Here is a 15,893-nt window from a genome sequence, read left to right as displayed (position 1 = left end):
AGAGCCATGACGCCACCGATGCAGAAGAACGCGAACGACGTCGCCAGATACAGCGTCCCGATCGTCTTGTGGTCCGTGGTCGTCAGCCACTTCACGGCCCTGATGTCCTTGATCCTCTTGATCCTCGTCACGCCCCGCCTGTGTCCGCGCCCGGGCCGCCGGTCACACTCCCGGGGAGCGACGAGCGTCACAGAAACCGCTGTGACGATCCCACGGGTGCCGGACACGAACGGAACATGAGCAACGACGAGATCTTCGCCGCTGCCTATCGCGAGCACTACTGGGCGGTCAGCCGCTATGTCGCGCGGCGACTGGACGGCCGGACGAGCGAGGTGGAGGAAGTGGTGGCGGAGGTGTTCACCGTGGCGTGGCGGCGCCGGGCGGACCTGCCGCCGGCGCCGCTGCCCTGGCTGTACGGCGTGGCACGCAACTGCCTGGCGAACGCGGTACGCGGCCTGGGGCGCCGGCGCCGGCTGCTCGACCGGCTCGGCAACGACGACACGGCGCACGGCCGGCACACGGTCGCCGGCCCCGACGCGGAGGCCCCGGGCGCCTGGGTGCACGACGCCCTCGCCCGGCTGTCCCAGGCCGACCGGGAGGTGCTGCGGCTGGCCGCCTGGGAGGAACTCGGCGTCGAGGAGATCGCCGTCGCCCTCGGCTGCGGTCGGAGGGCGGCGGCCATGCGGCTGCACCGCGCCCGCCGCCGGCTGAGAGCGGAGATCGACCGCCTGCGCCCCTCGCCCGCCACCGCCACCAAGGAACACGGCCATGACTGACGAACTGAAGCTCCTGCGCGGCGCCAACCCGGTACCGGCCGGCGGCCCCCACTACGGCGACGGCCCCCTCGGCCATCACGCCGAACGTCACCTCGACCGGCTCCTGCGCGACCGGGCACCGGGCCGCCGTCCGCGGCGGCTCGGCTGGGGCCTCGCGGCCGCCGTCGTCGCCGCGACGGTGTCGGCACTGCTGCTCTCCGGCCCGGGCACCGCCCCGGCCGTCGCCGCACCGCGCCCGCTGGTGGTGCAGACCGGCTCGACCCCCCTACCGCTGGACCGGATCGCCGAGCGCGCCCGGGCGGCCGCCGACGGCGGCTCGCCCCGGCTGCGCAAGGGCACCCATGTGCAGTCGTGGAGCCTCGGCATGGCGGACGACGGACCGCCGATCACCCTCCCCGAGGAACGGGTCGTGCGCTGGAGGGCCGACGGCAGCCACACCGAACTCGTCGTCGCGACCGACCCCCGCCACCCGGGCCGCCCGGTCCTCACCGATGAGGACGGAGGTCCGCGCAAGGTCGCCGACGGCCACGTCCTGTCCGACCGTACCTACCCGCCGAGCTGGAGCGACGCCCCGCCCGGGTCGCCGCCGCCGCAGAGCCCCGTGCGCCTGCGCGCCTACCTGGCGGAGGTGGCCCGCAGCACCTCCACCTACCCATCCACCCCCGAACTCCTCGACGCCGTACAGGATTTGCTCGACAACTGGACCCTCGGCCCACGAGAGTCGGCGGCCCTGACCGGGCTGCTCGCGAACGCCGGGGGACTGCACCCCGTCGGCCGGGTCACGGACCGGCTCGGACGGCCCGGCCAGGCGTACGTGCACGACGCCCACGGCAGCCGCCGCATGCTGATCCTGGACCCCGCCACCGGTGCCGTCCTCGGACTGGAGACGACCTTCACCACGGATCAGCCGCAGTACGGCGTCCGGGCCGGGGACGTCATGGAGTACAGCGCCTGGATGCGCTGACCGCTCCGGCTCACCGACGCCGGGCACTCCGCGCCCGAACCACCCGCCGCGTCCCGAGCGCGCGCCGCCTCCGAAGCACATGCGGCGCCGGGGGACGCGGGTGGGGCCGCGCTGCCCGCAGTAACGACCGCAGCAGGGCAGCGAACGCCAGCCGCCTCGCGGCGGAAACCGGTCGCGGCCGCCGAAGCAGCAGCGAATGCGACCGGCCCGCCCCAGCCCGGGCCGAAAAGGTCCAGGTCAGCCGGGAGCTGACCTGGCAACGCGCGGACTTCCTTCCTACTCGTCCCATGCCTGGATCAGGATCTGTTCGGTGATCTTGCCGCCGCGCAGCGAGATCATGGACTCGGCCAGGACCCGGACGCCGTCGGAATACTCGCAGGACTCGACGAACGCGGCATGGTCGCCCTGGACGACGCAGTGCTCCAGCTTGTGCGTCATGTCGCGGCTGTAGACGTCGTCGAGCATCGAGCCGATCTCGTCACGCCCGTGCAGGATCTTGGGGTGACTGGGCTGGGTGTTGCGGTCCACGATGCGTATCTCCGCGTCGTCCGCGTAGAGCGAGAGCAGCGTGGACGAGGCGGGTCCTTCGATGCCGCGGCGCAGCGTATCGGTGTCGAAGGCGGGACTTGCGGTGGTAGCCATGGTGACCTCCTACGGGGGCCGCGGCCCGGGGAGGAGCGGGCCGCGACGGGCCTCACCTTCGAGGCTCCTCCGCCCCGCCGGGCTCGGCAAGCGCAGCCGGAGCGCGGGCCGCTCCTCCCCGGCGGGTGAGCGGCGGGCCGCGGCCGCCAGGCCACTGACCCGGCCCCGCGGCTCATTCGGCCGTCGCCAGGAACTGCGTGGCCGCCAGTTCGGCGTAGAGCGGGTCGGTGGCCACCAGGTCCCGGTGGGTGCCCACCGCGCGCACCCGGCCCGCGTCCATGACGACGATCCGGTCGGCCGTCGTCACCGTGGACAGCCGGTGGGCCACGACGAGGACGGTCGTGGTCCGCGCCACGTCGGCGACCGTGTCGCGCAGCGCCGCCTCGTTCACCGCGTCCAGCTGCGAGGTCGCCTCGTCCAGGAGCAGCAGCCGGGGCCGGCGCAGCAGGGCGCGCGCGATCGCGACACGCTGGCGCTCCCCGCCCGACAGCCTCGTACCGCGGTGCCCGACCAGCGTGTCGAGCCCCTTGGGCAACCGCGCCACCAGACCGTCCAGGCGGGTCGTCTTCAGCACCCTCGCCAGTGTGTCCTCGTCCGCCTCGGGGTTGCCCAGCAGCAGGTTGTCCCGCAGCGAGCCCGACAGCACCGGCGCGTCCTGCTCCACATAGCCGATGGCCGAACGCAGTTGGGGCAGGTCCCAGTCCGCGAGGTCCCGGCCGTCGAGGGTGATCACCCCCGACTGGGGGTCGTAGAAGCGCTCGATCAGGGAGAAGACGGTGGTCTTGCCCGCGCCGGACGGGCCGACGAACGCGGTCATGCCCTGCGCGGGCACCGAGAACGTCACCCCGTGGTGGACGTGGGGCAGGTCGTCTGCGTAGCGGAAGCGGACGTCCGTGAAGGCGAGTTCGGCCGGTCGTGCGCCGGGGGAGGGCAACGGTGCGGGCCGGGACGGCGGTTCGGCGGGCAGCTGCAGGGCCTCCTGGATACGGGCCAGGGCGGCCGCGCCGGTCTGATACTGCGTGACGGCGCCCACCACCTGCTGGATCGGCGACATGAGATAGAAGACGTACAGCAGGAACGCGACCAGGGTGCCCACGCCGATCGCGCCGGTCGCCACCCGTGCCCCGCCCACCGCGAGTACGGTGATGAAGGCGATCTGCATCGCGAGACCGGCCGTGTTGCCCGCCGCCGCCGACCACCTGGCGGCCCGCACGCTCTGCCGCCAGGACTCCTCGGCCGCCGCGTGCAGCGTCCGCTCCTCGCGGTGTTCGGCACCGGACGCCTTCACGGTGCGCAGCGCGCCCAGCACCCGCTCCAGCGAGGCCCCCATCACCCCGACCGCGTCCTGCGCCCGCCGGCTCGCCCGGTTGATGCGCGGCACGATCACACCGAGCACCGTGCCCGCGCCCAGGATCACCGCCAGTGTGACGCCCAGCAGCACCGGGTCGACCAGCCCCATCATCACCACCGTCGCGGCCAGCGTGAGCCCACCGGTGCCGAGGCCGACCAGCGAGTCGGTGGTGACCTCGCGCAACAGCGTGGTGTCGGAGGTGATCCGGGCCATCAGGTCGCCCGGCTCGCTGCGGTCGACCGCCGGGATGCGCAGCCGCAGCAGATACGACGACAGGGCGCGCCGCGCGCCGAGCACCACCGACTCGGCCGTGCGGCGCAGTACGTACGAACCCAGCGCCCCCACCGCCGCGTTGCCGACCACCAGCACCGACATGACCACCAGTGCGCCCGTGATGGTCCGGTCGTGCTCGAGATCGTCGATGAGCCCGCGCGCCACCAGCGGCAGCAGCAGCCCCGTGGCCCCGGTCACCAGCGACAGCACCGCGCCCGCCAGCAGGGCCCACCGGTGGGGCCGTACGTAACCGAGGAGCAGCCGCCACCCCGGCGGCCCGGTCCTCTCGCTCTCGGCGATGCTCACAGCGCTCCCTGTCCGTCGGTCGGGCGGAGTGTTCAGGCTACGTCGGCCGCCGGCCCGGCCGGAGCCCGGGGGAGGCCGCCGGCCACGGCGCGACACGGCGAGCGACCTGGTACGCCCCGCACCCGATCCGCGCCGTTACCGATCGGTCACGGCGTAGGGTCGGGAAGACGGACAACGGTCGACGGAAGGGACCACCACCATGGCGCAGGAAGTGCGCGGCGTGATCGCACCCGGGAAGAACGAGCCGGTACGGGTCGAGACGATCGTCGTGCCGGACCCCGGGCCCCAGGAGGCCGTCGTACGGGTCCAGGCCTGCGGCGTCTGCCACACCGACCTGCACTACAAGCAGGGCGGTATCAACGACGAGTTCCCCTTCCTGCTCGGCCACGAGGCCGCCGGCGTCGTGGAGTCGGTCGGCGAGGGTGTCAGGGACGTCGCGCCCGGCGACTTCGTGATCCTCAACTGGCGTGCCGTGTGCGGGAAGTGCCGTGCCTGTCTGCGTGGACGGCCCTGGTACTGCTTCGACACCCACAACGCGCGGCAGAGGATGACCCTCACCGACGGCACGGAGCTCGCCCCGGCCCTCGGCATCGGCGCCTTCGCCGAGAAGACGCTGGTGGCGGCCGGCCAGTGCACCAAGGTCGACCCGGCCGCCTCCCCGGCCGTGGCCGGACTGCTGGGCTGCGGGGTGATGGCCGGCATCGGCGCGGCGATCAACACCGGCGGCGTCGGGCGCGGCGACTCGGTCGCCGTCATCGGCTGCGGCGGCGTCGGCGACGCGGCCGTCGCCGGGGCGTATCTGGCGGGCGCCGCGAAGGTCATCGCCGTCGACATCGACGACCGCAAGCTCGCCACCGCCCGCACCATGGGCGCCACGCACACCGTCAACTCCCGGGAGACCGACCCGGTCGAGGCCATCCGCGAGCTGACCGGCGGCTTCGGTGCCGACGTCGTCATCGAGGCCGTGGGCCGCCCGGAGACGTACAAGCAGGCCTTCTACGCCCGCGACCTGGCCGGTACGGTCGTCCTGGTCGGCGTACCGACCCCGGAGATGAAACTCGAACTGCCGCTGCTGGACGTCTTCGGACGCGGCGGAGCGCTGAAGTCCAGCTGGTACGGCGACTGCCTCCCCTCGCGTGACTTCCCGATGCTCGTCGACCTGCACCTGCAAGGACGTCTGCCGCTGGAGAAGTTCGTGAGCGAGACCATCCAACTGGACGAGGTGGAGAAGGCGTTCGAGCGGATGCACCACGGCGACGTGCTGCGCTCGGTGGTGGTGCTGTGATGACCACCCGCATCGAGCGCCTCGTCACCTCCGGCCAGTTCACCCTCGACGGGGGCACCTGGGACGTCGAGAACAACGTGTGGATCGTCGGCGACGACCACGAGGCGGTCGTCATCGACGCCGCCCACGACGCCGAGGCCATCGCCGCCGTCGTGGGCGAGCGCCGGCTGACCGCCATCGTGTGCACCCACGCCCACAACGACCACGTGGGCGCCGCCCCCGCCCTCGCGGACCTCACCGGCGCGACGATCTGGCTGCACCCCGACGATCTGCCGCTGTGGAAGATGACCCACCCGGACCGGGACCCCGACGAGCACCTCGCCGACGGCCAGGTGATCGAGGCGGCGGGCGCCGACCTGACGGTCATCCACACTCCCGGCCACGCCCCGGGCGCGATCTGTCTGTACGACCCCGGGCTCGCCACCGTCTTCACCGGCGACACCCTCTTCAAGGGCGGCCCGGGCGCCACCGGCCGTTCCTACTCCCACTTCCCGACGATCATCGCCTCGATCCGCGACCGCCTTCTCACCCTGCCGCCCGAGACGAAGGTCCTCACCGGCCACGGCGATGCCACCACCATCGGCGCCGAGGCCCCCCACCTCGACGAGTGGGTCGCGCGCGGGTACTGAGGGACGCGGGTCGCGGGAAGGCGTCAGCCGGGCCGCGGCACGGCCGCCGGCGGGCCGCGCGAAGGGGAACCGCCCGTGCGGCCCGCCTGCACGGGCGGCGGTGCACCCGCGGGCGCGGCGGCGCTGAAGTTCGTGCATGGGTGTCGCGTCGTAATCGGCGGTGCCGTCGGTTCCGGGACACCGCGCTACGTTGGCCGAGCCGTCGCCGCTCTCGCCGCCGACCCGGACGTGGCGCGCTGGAACGGGCGGTCCCTCTCCGGCGGCGGCCTCGCCCAGGAGTACGGCTCCACGGACCTGGACGGCAGCCGTCCCGGCGCCCGGCGCCACCTCGCCGACGTCCAGGACGAGGAGACCGGGGCGGACCCGACGGACCGCCGGTGACGACGGGCACCGGCCGGCCCGGGCCGGCGCACCGGTGAGCGCTCATCCCTCCGGCGCCGGAGGTACGGGCGGCAGCGGCCAGCGGGCCGTGTGGCCCGGCGGCAGCCCCAGGTCCGTGCGCACGGCGGCGTAGTAGCCCTCGCGCGCGGCGCGCTGCCGCTCCAGCAGCGTCTGCCACACCTGCGGTTCGTGTCGCCCCTCGCGCAGGAAGCGTTCCATCTCCATCGCCACGACGACCCAGACCCGGGCCTTCTCCACCACCTCAGGACTGCCCAGCATGAGCAGCGCCTCCCCGGAGGGGTCCCGGGCGAGGGCGGCCTCCGCCAGCAGCGACTCCGCCTGCGTCAGCGGCAGGGGATGCGGATGCGGGTCGTTGCCGAGGTGGGAGGCCACCCGGTAGGTCAGCGTGACCGACTTCTTCAGTGTGCGCGCGTATTCGGCGTACACCGCGAGCCGCCGCTCCTCCCAACGCGCCGTGCGCTCCCGGTGGAACCGGGCCCGGTCGCTGCGGACGACCGCCAGGTAGGAGCCGAGCGCGCCGATCACGACGCCGATGAGCGCGGGGAGTTGTTGTATGAACGCGGACATGCCGTGCACGTTATCCGTCAGGGTCGATCGCCCCGGCAGTAGGTTCGGGCCATGACGGACACGGCGAGGCGCTTCGGCGGACACGGGGTTCTCATCACGGGCGCGGCCCGCGGTATCGGCGCGGCCACCACGCGGAGGCTGGCCCAGGAGGGGGCACGGGTGCTGGTCACCGACGTGGACGTGGACGAGGCGGACCGGACCGCGGCGGCCCTGCGGGACCGGGGCCTCGAGGCCCGGGCGCACGTGCTGGACGTGGCGGACCGGGCCTCGGTGGAGGCGGCGGTCGAGTACGCGGTCCGCGCGTTCGGATCGCTGGACGTCCTGGTCAACTGCGCGGCCCACTGCACGCCCGACACCCCGCTCTTCGAGGACGGCCCCGACGAGGTGTGGGGCCGCGACCTCGACGTCACGCTCACCGGCGCCTACCGGTGCTGCCGTGCCGCCCTGCCGCACCTGGCGGCCTCCGGCCGGGGCGCCATCGTCGGCATCGGTTCGGTCAACGGCGTCCAGGACTTCGGCAACCACTCCTACAGCGCCGCGAAGGCGGGCCTTGCGTCCTTGACCCGCACCCTCGCCGGGCACGCCGCCGCCCGCGGGGTCCGCGTCAACCTGGTGATGCCGGGCACGGTGCGTACCTCGGCGTGGACGGGCCGGGAGGCCGAACTGGACCGGATCCGTGAGCTGTACCCGCTGGGCCGGGTCGGCGAGCCCGACGACATCGCCGCCGCCGTCGCCTTCCTCGCCTCCAGCGACGCGGCCTGGATCACCGGCACCACCCTGACCGTCGACGGCGGCCTCACCGCGGTCAACACCGGCTTCAGGGCGGCGGTTCAGGAGGAAAGGGAGGAAGCGGACCTCTGAGCTTGCGCAGGGCGGCGGCGCGGGGGGGGGGGGGGGGGGGGGGGGGGGGGGGGTTGGGGGGGGGGGGGGGGGGGGGGGGGGGGGGGGGGGGGGGGGGGGGGGGGGGGGGCGGGGGGGGGGGGGGGGGGGGGGGGGGGGGGGGGGGGGGGGGGGGGGGGGGGGCCGCCCCCCCGGGGGCCCCCCCCCCCCCCGCCCGAGCCTGCGGCTCCCGAACCGGGTCTGGGGACGTGCGGTGCGGCGTTCGTGCTGGTGCGACCGCTGCTGCTGCGGCGGCAGTTGCAGTCGCGGCGGCTCAGTGGACCACGGCGCGTGCCATGGATCCGCGGCGTGGCTGCATCGGAACACCATGAGCGGGTTCCGCGGCCGGCCTGGCTCCGGGTCCGGTCTGCCGGCCGGCCGGGGCCGGACCGCGGCGCGGCTGGGCCGCCACGCCGTTCTGGACGTCCATCACGGCGTGCGCCACGAGACCGCCCATGGGGTCGTGCCTGATCAGGTCCCGCAACCGGGAACGGGACGAACGTCCCTCGTTGCCCGGGTACAGGTGCTTGCCGAGACCGACCGCGTGCGCCAGCGCGGCGAGCGCCGCGGTCCGCGGGTCCGGCGGCACACCGGTGCGGATCGCGGAGTCCAGCCGGGCCCTGATCTCCCGGCTGATGGCGTTGTCCGTCGCCTGGTAGCGAGTCGTCGGCAGCACCCCGCACATCTGGCCGGCCACGGCGTGCACCATGCCGCACCGCTCCAGATGCGAGAGGTAGGTCTGGCGGAGCCCGAGACGCGGCCCGCCGATCCAGTGGACGGCACGTACCGGAGCGCCACGCCTTCGCAGCAACTCCAACGCGCAGTCCAGAGTTGGATCTCCTGTCGGCCGTGGTACCACCACGGCGATACGATCCCCGTCTGGGGCTATCCGTCCGGCCAGCGCCAGCTCCACTAGCTGTGCTCCGGCCAGGCCGAGGTCGAGCGACTGCGGCTGTGCAGTGGTACCCGTGGCCGGGTCCAGTGCCAGCAGCAGAAGCTCCTCCGGAAGTGTTCTGCGGCTCCTGCCCATCCATGCCTCCCCGCGTGGATGAATGACAGGGTGACCCCTCTCACATTGGTCTGTCGAGGGTGCGTGACCGGTTCGTAAGGGAACCGGTAGGTATGTCGTTCTCGTCTACCCCCTTGGGTTTGGCCCGCGCACAGGACACTGGTACATGGTTCGGACAGCGGTACGGCCGGGAGACGAGGCCGGGTGGTACGGCTGTTTCGGCCGGGTGGCGGTCAGGTGGCGGTTCACGGTTCGGTAGCGGCACGCGAGGCGTGGCGCATGGAGGAGGCATCGGTGGCGGGCGAGTCCCCCGACAGGTCGAAGCAGCGCGAGTCGTCGGCAGAACCGACGTCGGGGAGCGCGGGTCCGGTTCCCGAGGCCAGGGGCGAGTCGCGCGAGATCCGCGACCCGCGCCTCGCCCTCAAGGGGGAGCCCGGCCCCTCCGGTGAGTCCGGCGGTTCCGGGTCGTCGGCCGGAGCGTCCGGGGGGCGCGGCGGCGTCGACACGGCGACTCGGGTGCTGTCGGTACGGGACGTGAAGACCAAGGCGGAGGAGCCGGAGGCCGCGGAGGCCGCGGAGGTCGCGGAGGTCGCGGAGCCCGCGCAGGAGCCGGAGGCCGCGCAGGGCGCGAGGGAGGCCGCCTCCGGCGAGGAGCCGGGGAAGGCCGGCGACGCGGACGGCGCGGAGGGGGCCGAGGACGCCGGCATGGCGGCCGCCGACTCCGAGGACGGTGACAAGGCCGACGCGGCGGGTGACGCGCGCCTGCGTGCGGCGGTGGCCGCGTGGGTGGTCTCGGCGGACGACGAGACGGACGCGGAGGCGGGCGAGGACCCGGAGGCCGCGGACGCCGAGGGGCCCGAGGACACGGAGAGCGCCGAGGACGCCCAGGCGACCGCCGCCTCCGGGGAAGTGCCGGACGCCGCCGACGCCGACGCCGACGCCGCCGACGACTCCGGCAGCCGTACGGGCACGGAGGACGCCGCCCCCGACGCCGCAGGCGCCCCCGAGAAGGCCGCCGCGGCCCCTGGGGCGGCCGAGGACGCCACCGGGACCGCCGCCACCGGGACCGAGGACGCGAAGGACGCCGAGGACGCCCCTGAGGCCGAGGACGCCCCTGAGGCCGAGGACGCGAAGGCCACCCCGGAGGCCGACGCCGAGGACGCCTCCGACGCCGACGACGCGAAGGGCGCCGACGACGCGAAGGGCGCCGACGACGCCAAGGGCGCCAAGGCCGAGAACGCCCCCGAGGACGACGCCGAGGACCCGGAGGCCGGCCCCGGGGACAAGCCCGGCGGTGCGGGCAGGCCCGCCGTGGACCAGCCCACCACCATGCTGAAGCTGGGCGGCACCACCAAGCCCTCCGTCGACCAGCCCACCACCATGCTCAAGCTCGGCGGCGACAGGAAGTCCACCCCCGAGCCCGCCCCCGAGTCGGACGCCGAGCGCACCAGCAGGTTCGTCGCGCTCAAGCCCCTCGACGCCCCTCAGACCCGTAAGCCGCAGCCGAAGGCGGACCCCGACGAGCCACAGCCGGCGCCGCGGCCCGAGTCGCGCCCCGAGCCGCAGTCGCAGCCCGAGCCGGCCGTCCCCGCCGACGCCACCACCCCCGTCCCCCAGATCGGCCCCGAGCGCACCACCCAGCAGCCGCTGCCGCCCAAGCCGCCGCTGGACCTGCTGGCCGAGCTGACGAACACTCCGCCGCCCCCTCAGACCCCGCTGCGCACCGCCGTGCGCCGCGTCAAGATCTGGACGCCGCTGGTCGTGCTCCTCGCGATCGTCTTTGCGATCGCGCAGGCCGTGCGTCCGCTGCCCGCCCCCACCCTCGCGCTCACCGCCAAGGACAGCTACATGTTCGGCGGCAGCAAGGTGAACCTGCCCTGGCCGGGCGAGGGTCAGGGCTGGATGGACGGCGTCGGCATCGGCACGATGGACCACTTCGGCAAGCAGACGCCGGTGGCCATCGGTTCGGTCGCCAAGACCATGACCGCGTACATCGTCCTCAGGGACCATCCGCTGAAGCCGGGTCAGGAAGGCCCGAAGATCACGGTCGACGCGACGGCGGAGAAGGAGGGCGGCTACGACAAGAGCGGCGAGTCCACCCTCAACACCATCAAGGCCGGTGACTTCCTCACCGAGAAGCAGGCCCTGTCCGCCGTCATGATCCCGTCCGCCAACAACATCGCGCGCCTGCTGGCGCGTTGGGACGCGGGCTCCGAGGCGGCGTTCGTCCAGAAGATGAACGCCACTGCCAGGGAACTGGGGATGACCGGCACGACGTACACCGACCCCTCGGGTCTGAAGGAGACCACCGTCTCCACGGCCGAGGACCAGGTGAAGCTCGGCAACGCGGTCGTGAAGATCCCCGCCCTCGTGGCCATCACCAGCGCGGCCAGCTGGAAGGACCCCTCCGGTCACGTCTGGAACAACTACAACCAGCTGCCGTACACCATCGGCGCGATCGGCATCAAGACCGGCACCACCACCGCGGCCGGCGGCAACCTGCTCTTCGCCGCCCACAAGAACGTCGGTGGCCAGACGATCACCGTCGTCGGCGCGATCCTCGGTCAGCACAAGCCGTCGATCCTCGACACGGTCAACGCGGTCAGCAAGACGGCGCTGCTCGCCGCGGAGCAGGCGCTCAGCTCGGCGAAGATCCTCAAGAAGGGTGACGTCGTCGGGTACGTCGACGACCAGCTCGGCGGGCACACGCCGGTCGTCGTCACCAAGGACGTCTCGGCGGTCGGCTGGGCCGGACTGAAGGTGAAGCTGTCCTTCGCCGCCGACGCCGTGCCGCACTCCGCGAAGGCCGGTACCAAGGTGGGCACGCTCACCGTCGGTGACGGCTCGGGCGGTGCCGTCCAGGTCCCGGTCGCCCTGCAGAAGGACCTCACCGAGCCGGGCTTCTCGGACAAGCTGACCCGCATCGGCTGACCCACAAGGTCGCACGGCCGCCGCCGGACCGCCGGACCGCAGCCAAGCCGCGGCCGGACCGCCGCCCGACGGCCTCGCGCACCCCGTCGGAAAGCCCCACCCGGGGGCTCCCCGACGGGGTGCGTGCTAGCGTCACGAAACGGGGCACGTCGCCGGTCGCGGGACGCGGCCGCGAACAGAGAACGGGACACGGGGAGTGCCTTCAGGTGGCCACAGCGGAGCCGACACGCGCCGACGACGCCGATCCGGGCCCAAAAGCCGGCTCGCGAATACGCGTGTCCACGAGTGACACGGACAGCGGGCGCGACGGTCACGCACCCAGTCACCCGAACGGCCGTACGGAGACCCGTTCGGAGAGCCATGCGGCGAGCCGACCCGAGAGCCGACCCGAGAGCCGACCGGAGAGCCGACCGGAGAGCCGACCGGAGACTCACACGGACGATGGAGCCGGCGCCCCCGCCGCCGGCAGGTGGCCCCGGACCCGGGCCGCTGTCATGGCCCTGCGCGAGCGGATGCTGCGGCACCCCGCTCTCTCCGTCACCGCCGTGGCCGGCGTCCTGCACATCATCTGGTTCTTCACGTTCGCCAACAGCGGCGGCGACCTCGCGGCACAGGACGCGTGGGCCGAGTTCGTCGGCCGGCACCCGGACTCCGCGTACAACCTCGCCTGGTACGGCGGGATGCACCCGGTGTCGTACAGCGTGGTTTCGCCGTATCTGATGTCCGTCCTCGGCGTCCGTACGACGATGATGATCGCGGGCACGGCCGCCGCGGGCCTGCTGACGCTGGTCCTCATCCGCAGCCGCTCGGTCCGCAACCCCCTGTGGGCCGCGCTGGCGGGCGTCTTCGGGCTGCTGTGCAACGCGATCTCGGGACGGGTGACGTTCGGCCTGGGCACGTTGTTCGCGCTGGGCGCGCTCGCGGCCGTCTTCTGCTGGCCGTACCGCTGGCGCCACAAACGCTGGGCGAAGGCGCTGGTCGCGGCCCCGCTGGCCGCGCTCGCCACGATGGCCTCCCCCGTGGCGGGCCTGTTCGTGGGCCTGGTCGCGGTCGCGCTGTTCCTGCAGAAGCGCCGTCCCGGCGCGTGGGCGCTCGGCCTGGCACCGGCCGCGGTGGTGGCCGTCTCGGCCTGGCTGTTCCCCTTCTCGGGCACCCAGCCCATGACGATCGGCTCGGTGATCCTGCCCCTGCTGTACGCCGTCCTCGGCGTCGTCCTCGTGCCCCGGGACTGGAAGACGGTCCGGATCACCGCCGGGGTCTACGGCCTGTCGGTGGTCCTGGTCTGGCTGATCAGCTCCCAGATCGGCTCCAACATCAGCCGGCTGGCGATGCTGTTCGCCGGGGTGATCCTGGTGGCGGTGCTGCCGTTCACCGTCGCGCGCTCGCGCCGGTGGTACACGACCGTGCTGGCCCTCCTCGTCTTCGCCGGCTGGCTGGGCTTCAAGTCGGTCGACGACATCGTGAACACCACGCCCGCCGCGTCCTGGGCCCGCGAGGTGGCGCCCCTCGTCAACCAGTTGCAGCAGGTCGGCGCGGAGAAGGGCCGCGTCGAGGTCGTCCCCGCCCGCTCCCACCGCGAGGCCTCCGCGCTGGCGCCCTACGTCAACCTGGCCCGGGGCTGGAACCGTCAGGCCGACATGGAGCGCAACCCGCTCTTCTACGACGACACCCTCAACTCGGCGAACTACCACGAGTGGCTCCAGCGGTGGGCGGTCCACTACGTGGTGCTGCCCAAGGGCGAACCGGACGGCGACGGCGGCGAACGCGAACGCGCGCTGGTGCAGCGCGGCATGCCGTACCTGACGCAGATCTGGGGCGACGCCAACTGGCAGCTGTTCAAGGTGACCGACCCCGCGCCGCTCGCCGAGCCCAACGCCGTCGTCGACCGCGCCGAGCAGGGCGAGCTGACCATCGAGGTGCGCAAGGCGGGCCGCATCCTCATCCGCATCCCGTACTCGCCCTGGCTCAGCCTCGTCGACGACAAGGGCAAGAGCCTCAAGGCGCCCCAGGAGACGGAGGTGTCCAAGCACCGCGCCGAGGGCACGCCGAAGACGTACGACAACGTCAACGGCTGTCTGATGCAGACGGAGCAGGACGCCAAGGGCGACAAGTGGACGATGCTGCTCGCGCCGAGGGCGGGTACGTACCGGCTGGCGGCGCCGTACCAGCTGCCACGCGGTACGCCGTGTCCCGACGAGCTGAAGTGACGAGGCGGTAGTCCCGCGGGCGCGCCCCACCCGCCCGCGGCGACTCGCTCACCTCAGTTCACGGCCTCACTTCACCCGGCCTCACTTCGTCTCACCGCACCGGAAACGCGACGTCGCACACCGGGTCCTGCGGACCCGACGCCTCCCAGTCCGCGAAGTAGACCTCCCGGCAGGGCCCTGCCTGCTCCAGGCCCTGCCCGGCGATCCACTGCTCCACCGCCTCGAACGCGGCCAGGATCTGCGGATGGGCCACCTGCGCCTTGGTGATCCGGGTGTAGGCCAGCCGGTGCGCCGGCTCCACCCGCACCTTCGTCTCCCAGGCCCGGCCGCGCGCCTCTGCCCACACCCGGGCCGCCGCCTCGTCGGCGACGGGCACGCAGGACTCGGCGGGCCCGTCGCTCTCCATGGACACCTCGGCGTGGTAGACGACGAACGGTGCCGCCGTGACACCCCCGCACTCGCCCGCCGCCGCCTCCAGCCGGGTCAGCGACGCCCCGATCCACGCGGGCAGCTCGCCCGCCAGGGTGTGCCGGGTCTCGGTGATCACCACCTGCTCGGGCACGTCGACCGTCTCGACCACGAACCTGCCGTACATCTCGGAGCTCCTCCCCGACAGCCGTCCACGGAGGTACTCGGCGAGGGTCCGCTGCCCGGCCACCCGCGTCTCGACGTCCACCCAGTACGCGGCGAGCCGCTCGGCCGCCGCGTCCCCGTCCACCCCGGCCGCCTCGACCACTTCGGCCACCCGGGCGAGCGGCATGTCGAGCTGGCGCAGCAGGGCCACGAGCCGGGCGCGCTCGGTCTGGGACGCGCGGTAGTAGCGGTAGCCGCTGGACTCGTCGACATGCGCCGGGACCAGCAGCCCGAGACGGTCGTACCGCCGCAGGGCCTTGGCCGACAGCCGGGCCCGCGCGGCGAACGCGCCGATGGTGAGCAGCTCTTCGTCCCCGTCCACCATGCCATCCTCCGTCACCGGGCGGTCTGTTCCGCCCGGCGACATGGAGGCTGGGCCCTGCCCCAGGGGCAAGGTCAACCGGAGGTCCTAGGAGAGCTGCGCCTCGACGGCCGCGACCACCTCTGCGGCCTCCGGCTCGGTCTGCGGAGAGAACCGGGCGACGACCTTGCCGTCCCGCCCGATCAGGAACTTCTCGAAGTTCCAGCGGATGTCGCCGTTGTGCCCGCCGGCGTCGGCGTGGCTCACCAGACGGTCGTACAGCGGGTGCCGTCCCTCCCCGTTGACCTCGACCTTCTCGGTCATCGGGAAGGTGACGCCGTACGTCGCCGAGCAGAACTCGGCGATCTCCCCGGCGCTGCCCGGCTCCTGCCCCATGAACTGGTTGCACGGCACCCCGAGCACGGTGAAGCCCTGCGCGGCATACCGCTCGTGCAGCCGCTCGAGCCCGGCGTACTGCGGAGTCAGCCCGCACCTGGACGCCACGTTCACGATGAGCACGGCCCGGCCCGTGTACTGCCCGAGATCCGCGGACCCGCCCTGAAGGGCGCCGATCTCCACACCGAGGGGCGAGTCGAGGGGAGTGACGTCGTTGCTGTCTGCAGTGGTCATGCCCGGATGCTAACCGTGCCGGGTGACGTCCCCCGCGGCCGCCTCCACCAGGACCTGGCCCGCGCCCGTCAGGACGGTCAGCTGGGTGGTGCTGAGCGGGGAGCCGGG

The 15,893-nt window shown here is 73.4% G+C and carries 13 protein-coding genes and 2 pseudogenes; 8 read left to right on the top strand and 7 right to left on the bottom strand.

Annotated elements, in window-relative coordinates; genetic code table 11:
- Positions 1 to 209, bottom strand: a pseudogene (locus ACH4UM_RS35445) (hypothetical protein); the annotation flags it as partial.
- A gap of 27 nt (positions 210 to 236) precedes the next feature.
- Here ACH4UM_RS35445 and ACH4UM_RS35440 point away from each other — a divergent pair.
- Both ACH4UM_RS35440 and ACH4UM_RS35435 read left to right on the top strand, forming a co-directional pair.
- Positions 237 to 776: an RNA polymerase sigma factor gene (locus ACH4UM_RS35440; RefSeq protein ID WP_398188688.1), complete on the top strand. Its 540-nt coding sequence runs from the start codon at positions 237 to 239 to the stop codon at positions 774 to 776.
- On the top strand, positions 769 to 1,740 hold the full coding sequence (locus tag ACH4UM_RS35435; RefSeq protein ID WP_398188686.1) for a CU044_5270 family protein: 972 nt from the start codon (positions 769 to 771) through the stop codon (positions 1,738 to 1,740). Before ACH4UM_RS35440 ends, ACH4UM_RS35435 begins: the two co-directional genes overlap by 8 nt.
- Before the next feature lie 276 nt (positions 1,741 to 2,016).
- On the opposite strand, the gene ACH4UM_RS35430 is transcribed toward ACH4UM_RS35435, so the two are convergent.
- Together ACH4UM_RS35430 and ACH4UM_RS35425 are read right to left on the bottom strand one after the other, a co-directional pair.
- Positions 2,017 to 2,382, bottom strand: a complete 366-nt coding sequence (locus ACH4UM_RS35430; protein WP_398188683.1) for a nuclear transport factor 2 family protein — start codon at positions 2,380 to 2,382, stop codon at positions 2,017 to 2,019.
- Positions 2,383 to 2,554: 172 nt separating this feature from the next.
- Positions 2,555 to 4,312 carry an ABC transporter ATP-binding protein gene (locus ACH4UM_RS35425; protein WP_398188680.1) on the bottom strand — a complete coding sequence of 586 codons (1,758 nt, stop codon included), beginning with the start codon at positions 4,310 to 4,312 and terminating at the stop codon, positions 2,555 to 2,557.
- A gap of 199 nt (positions 4,313 to 4,511) precedes the next feature.
- Here ACH4UM_RS35425 and ACH4UM_RS35420 point away from each other — a divergent pair, with 199 nt between their 5' ends.
- The 3 genes and pseudogenes from ACH4UM_RS35420 to ACH4UM_RS35410 form a co-directional block, all read left to right on the top strand.
- On the top strand, positions 4,512 to 5,597 hold the full coding sequence (locus tag ACH4UM_RS35420) for an S-(hydroxymethyl)mycothiol dehydrogenase (protein WP_398188678.1): 1,086 nt from the start codon (positions 4,512 to 4,514) through the stop codon (positions 5,595 to 5,597).
- Positions 5,597 to 6,226 (top strand): MBL fold metallo-hydrolase, encoded by a 630-nt coding sequence (locus ACH4UM_RS35415; protein ID WP_398188675.1) that lies wholly within the window; start codon positions 5,597 to 5,599, stop codon positions 6,224 to 6,226. Before ACH4UM_RS35420 ends, ACH4UM_RS35415 begins: the two co-directional genes overlap by 1 nt.
- Before the next feature lie 171 nt (positions 6,227 to 6,397).
- Positions 6,398 to 6,607: pseudogene (locus ACH4UM_RS35410) on the top strand (short-chain dehydrogenase); the annotation flags it as partial.
- A gap of 42 nt (positions 6,608 to 6,649) precedes the next feature.
- On the opposite strand, the gene ACH4UM_RS35405 reads toward ACH4UM_RS35410, so the two are convergent.
- Positions 6,650 to 7,195 carry a hypothetical protein gene (locus tag ACH4UM_RS35405; protein ID WP_398188673.1) on the bottom strand — a complete coding sequence of 182 codons (546 nt, stop codon included), beginning with the start codon at positions 7,193 to 7,195 and terminating at the stop codon, positions 6,650 to 6,652.
- 51 nt (positions 7,196 to 7,246) lie between these two features.
- On the opposite strand from ACH4UM_RS35405, the gene ACH4UM_RS35400 reads away from it, so the two are divergent.
- Positions 7,247 to 8,056 (top strand): SDR family NAD(P)-dependent oxidoreductase, encoded by an 810-nt coding sequence (locus ACH4UM_RS35400; protein ID WP_398188670.1) that lies wholly within the window; start codon positions 7,247 to 7,249, stop codon positions 8,054 to 8,056.
- A 292-nt stretch (positions 8,057 to 8,348) separates the two neighbouring features.
- Here the strand turns inward: ACH4UM_RS35400 and ACH4UM_RS35395 are convergent, their stop codons facing one another.
- Positions 8,349 to 9,104, bottom strand: a complete 756-nt coding sequence (locus tag ACH4UM_RS35395; RefSeq protein WP_398188668.1) for a GPP34 family phosphoprotein — start codon at positions 9,102 to 9,104, stop codon at positions 8,349 to 8,351.
- A gap of 258 nt (positions 9,105 to 9,362) precedes the next feature.
- Between ACH4UM_RS35395 and ACH4UM_RS35390 the strand changes: the two genes are divergently transcribed.
- Entirely contained in the window at positions 9,363 to 12,014 is a 2,652-nt protein-coding gene (locus ACH4UM_RS35390; protein WP_398188665.1) for a D-alanyl-D-alanine carboxypeptidase, read from the top strand.
- Positions 12,015 to 12,220: 206 nt separating this feature from the next.
- Positions 12,221 to 14,221, top strand: a complete 2,001-nt coding sequence (locus ACH4UM_RS35385; protein WP_398188662.1) for an MFS transporter — start codon at positions 12,221 to 12,223, stop codon at positions 14,219 to 14,221.
- 91 nt (positions 14,222 to 14,312) lie between these two features.
- Here the strand turns inward: ACH4UM_RS35385 and ACH4UM_RS35380 are convergent, their stop codons facing one another.
- Both ACH4UM_RS35380 and ACH4UM_RS35375 read right to left on the bottom strand, forming a co-directional pair.
- Entirely contained in the window at positions 14,313 to 15,179 is an 867-nt protein-coding gene (locus ACH4UM_RS35380; protein ID WP_398188660.1) for a MerR family transcriptional regulator, read from the bottom strand.
- Between the two features lie 84 nt (positions 15,180 to 15,263).
- Entirely contained in the window at positions 15,264 to 15,785 is a 522-nt protein-coding gene (locus ACH4UM_RS35375; protein WP_398188657.1) for a glutathione peroxidase, read from the bottom strand.
- Positions 15,786 to 15,893 lie beyond the last annotated feature (108 nt).

The sequence above is a fragment of the Streptomyces sp. NPDC020801 genome, assembly GCF_044334385.1.
In the GTDB taxonomy this organism is placed as follows: Bacteria; Actinomycetota; Actinomycetes; order Streptomycetales; family Streptomycetaceae; genus Streptomyces.
Note: the sequence above shows the minus strand (reverse complement) of the source record. Positions and strands in the feature narration are given on the sequence as shown.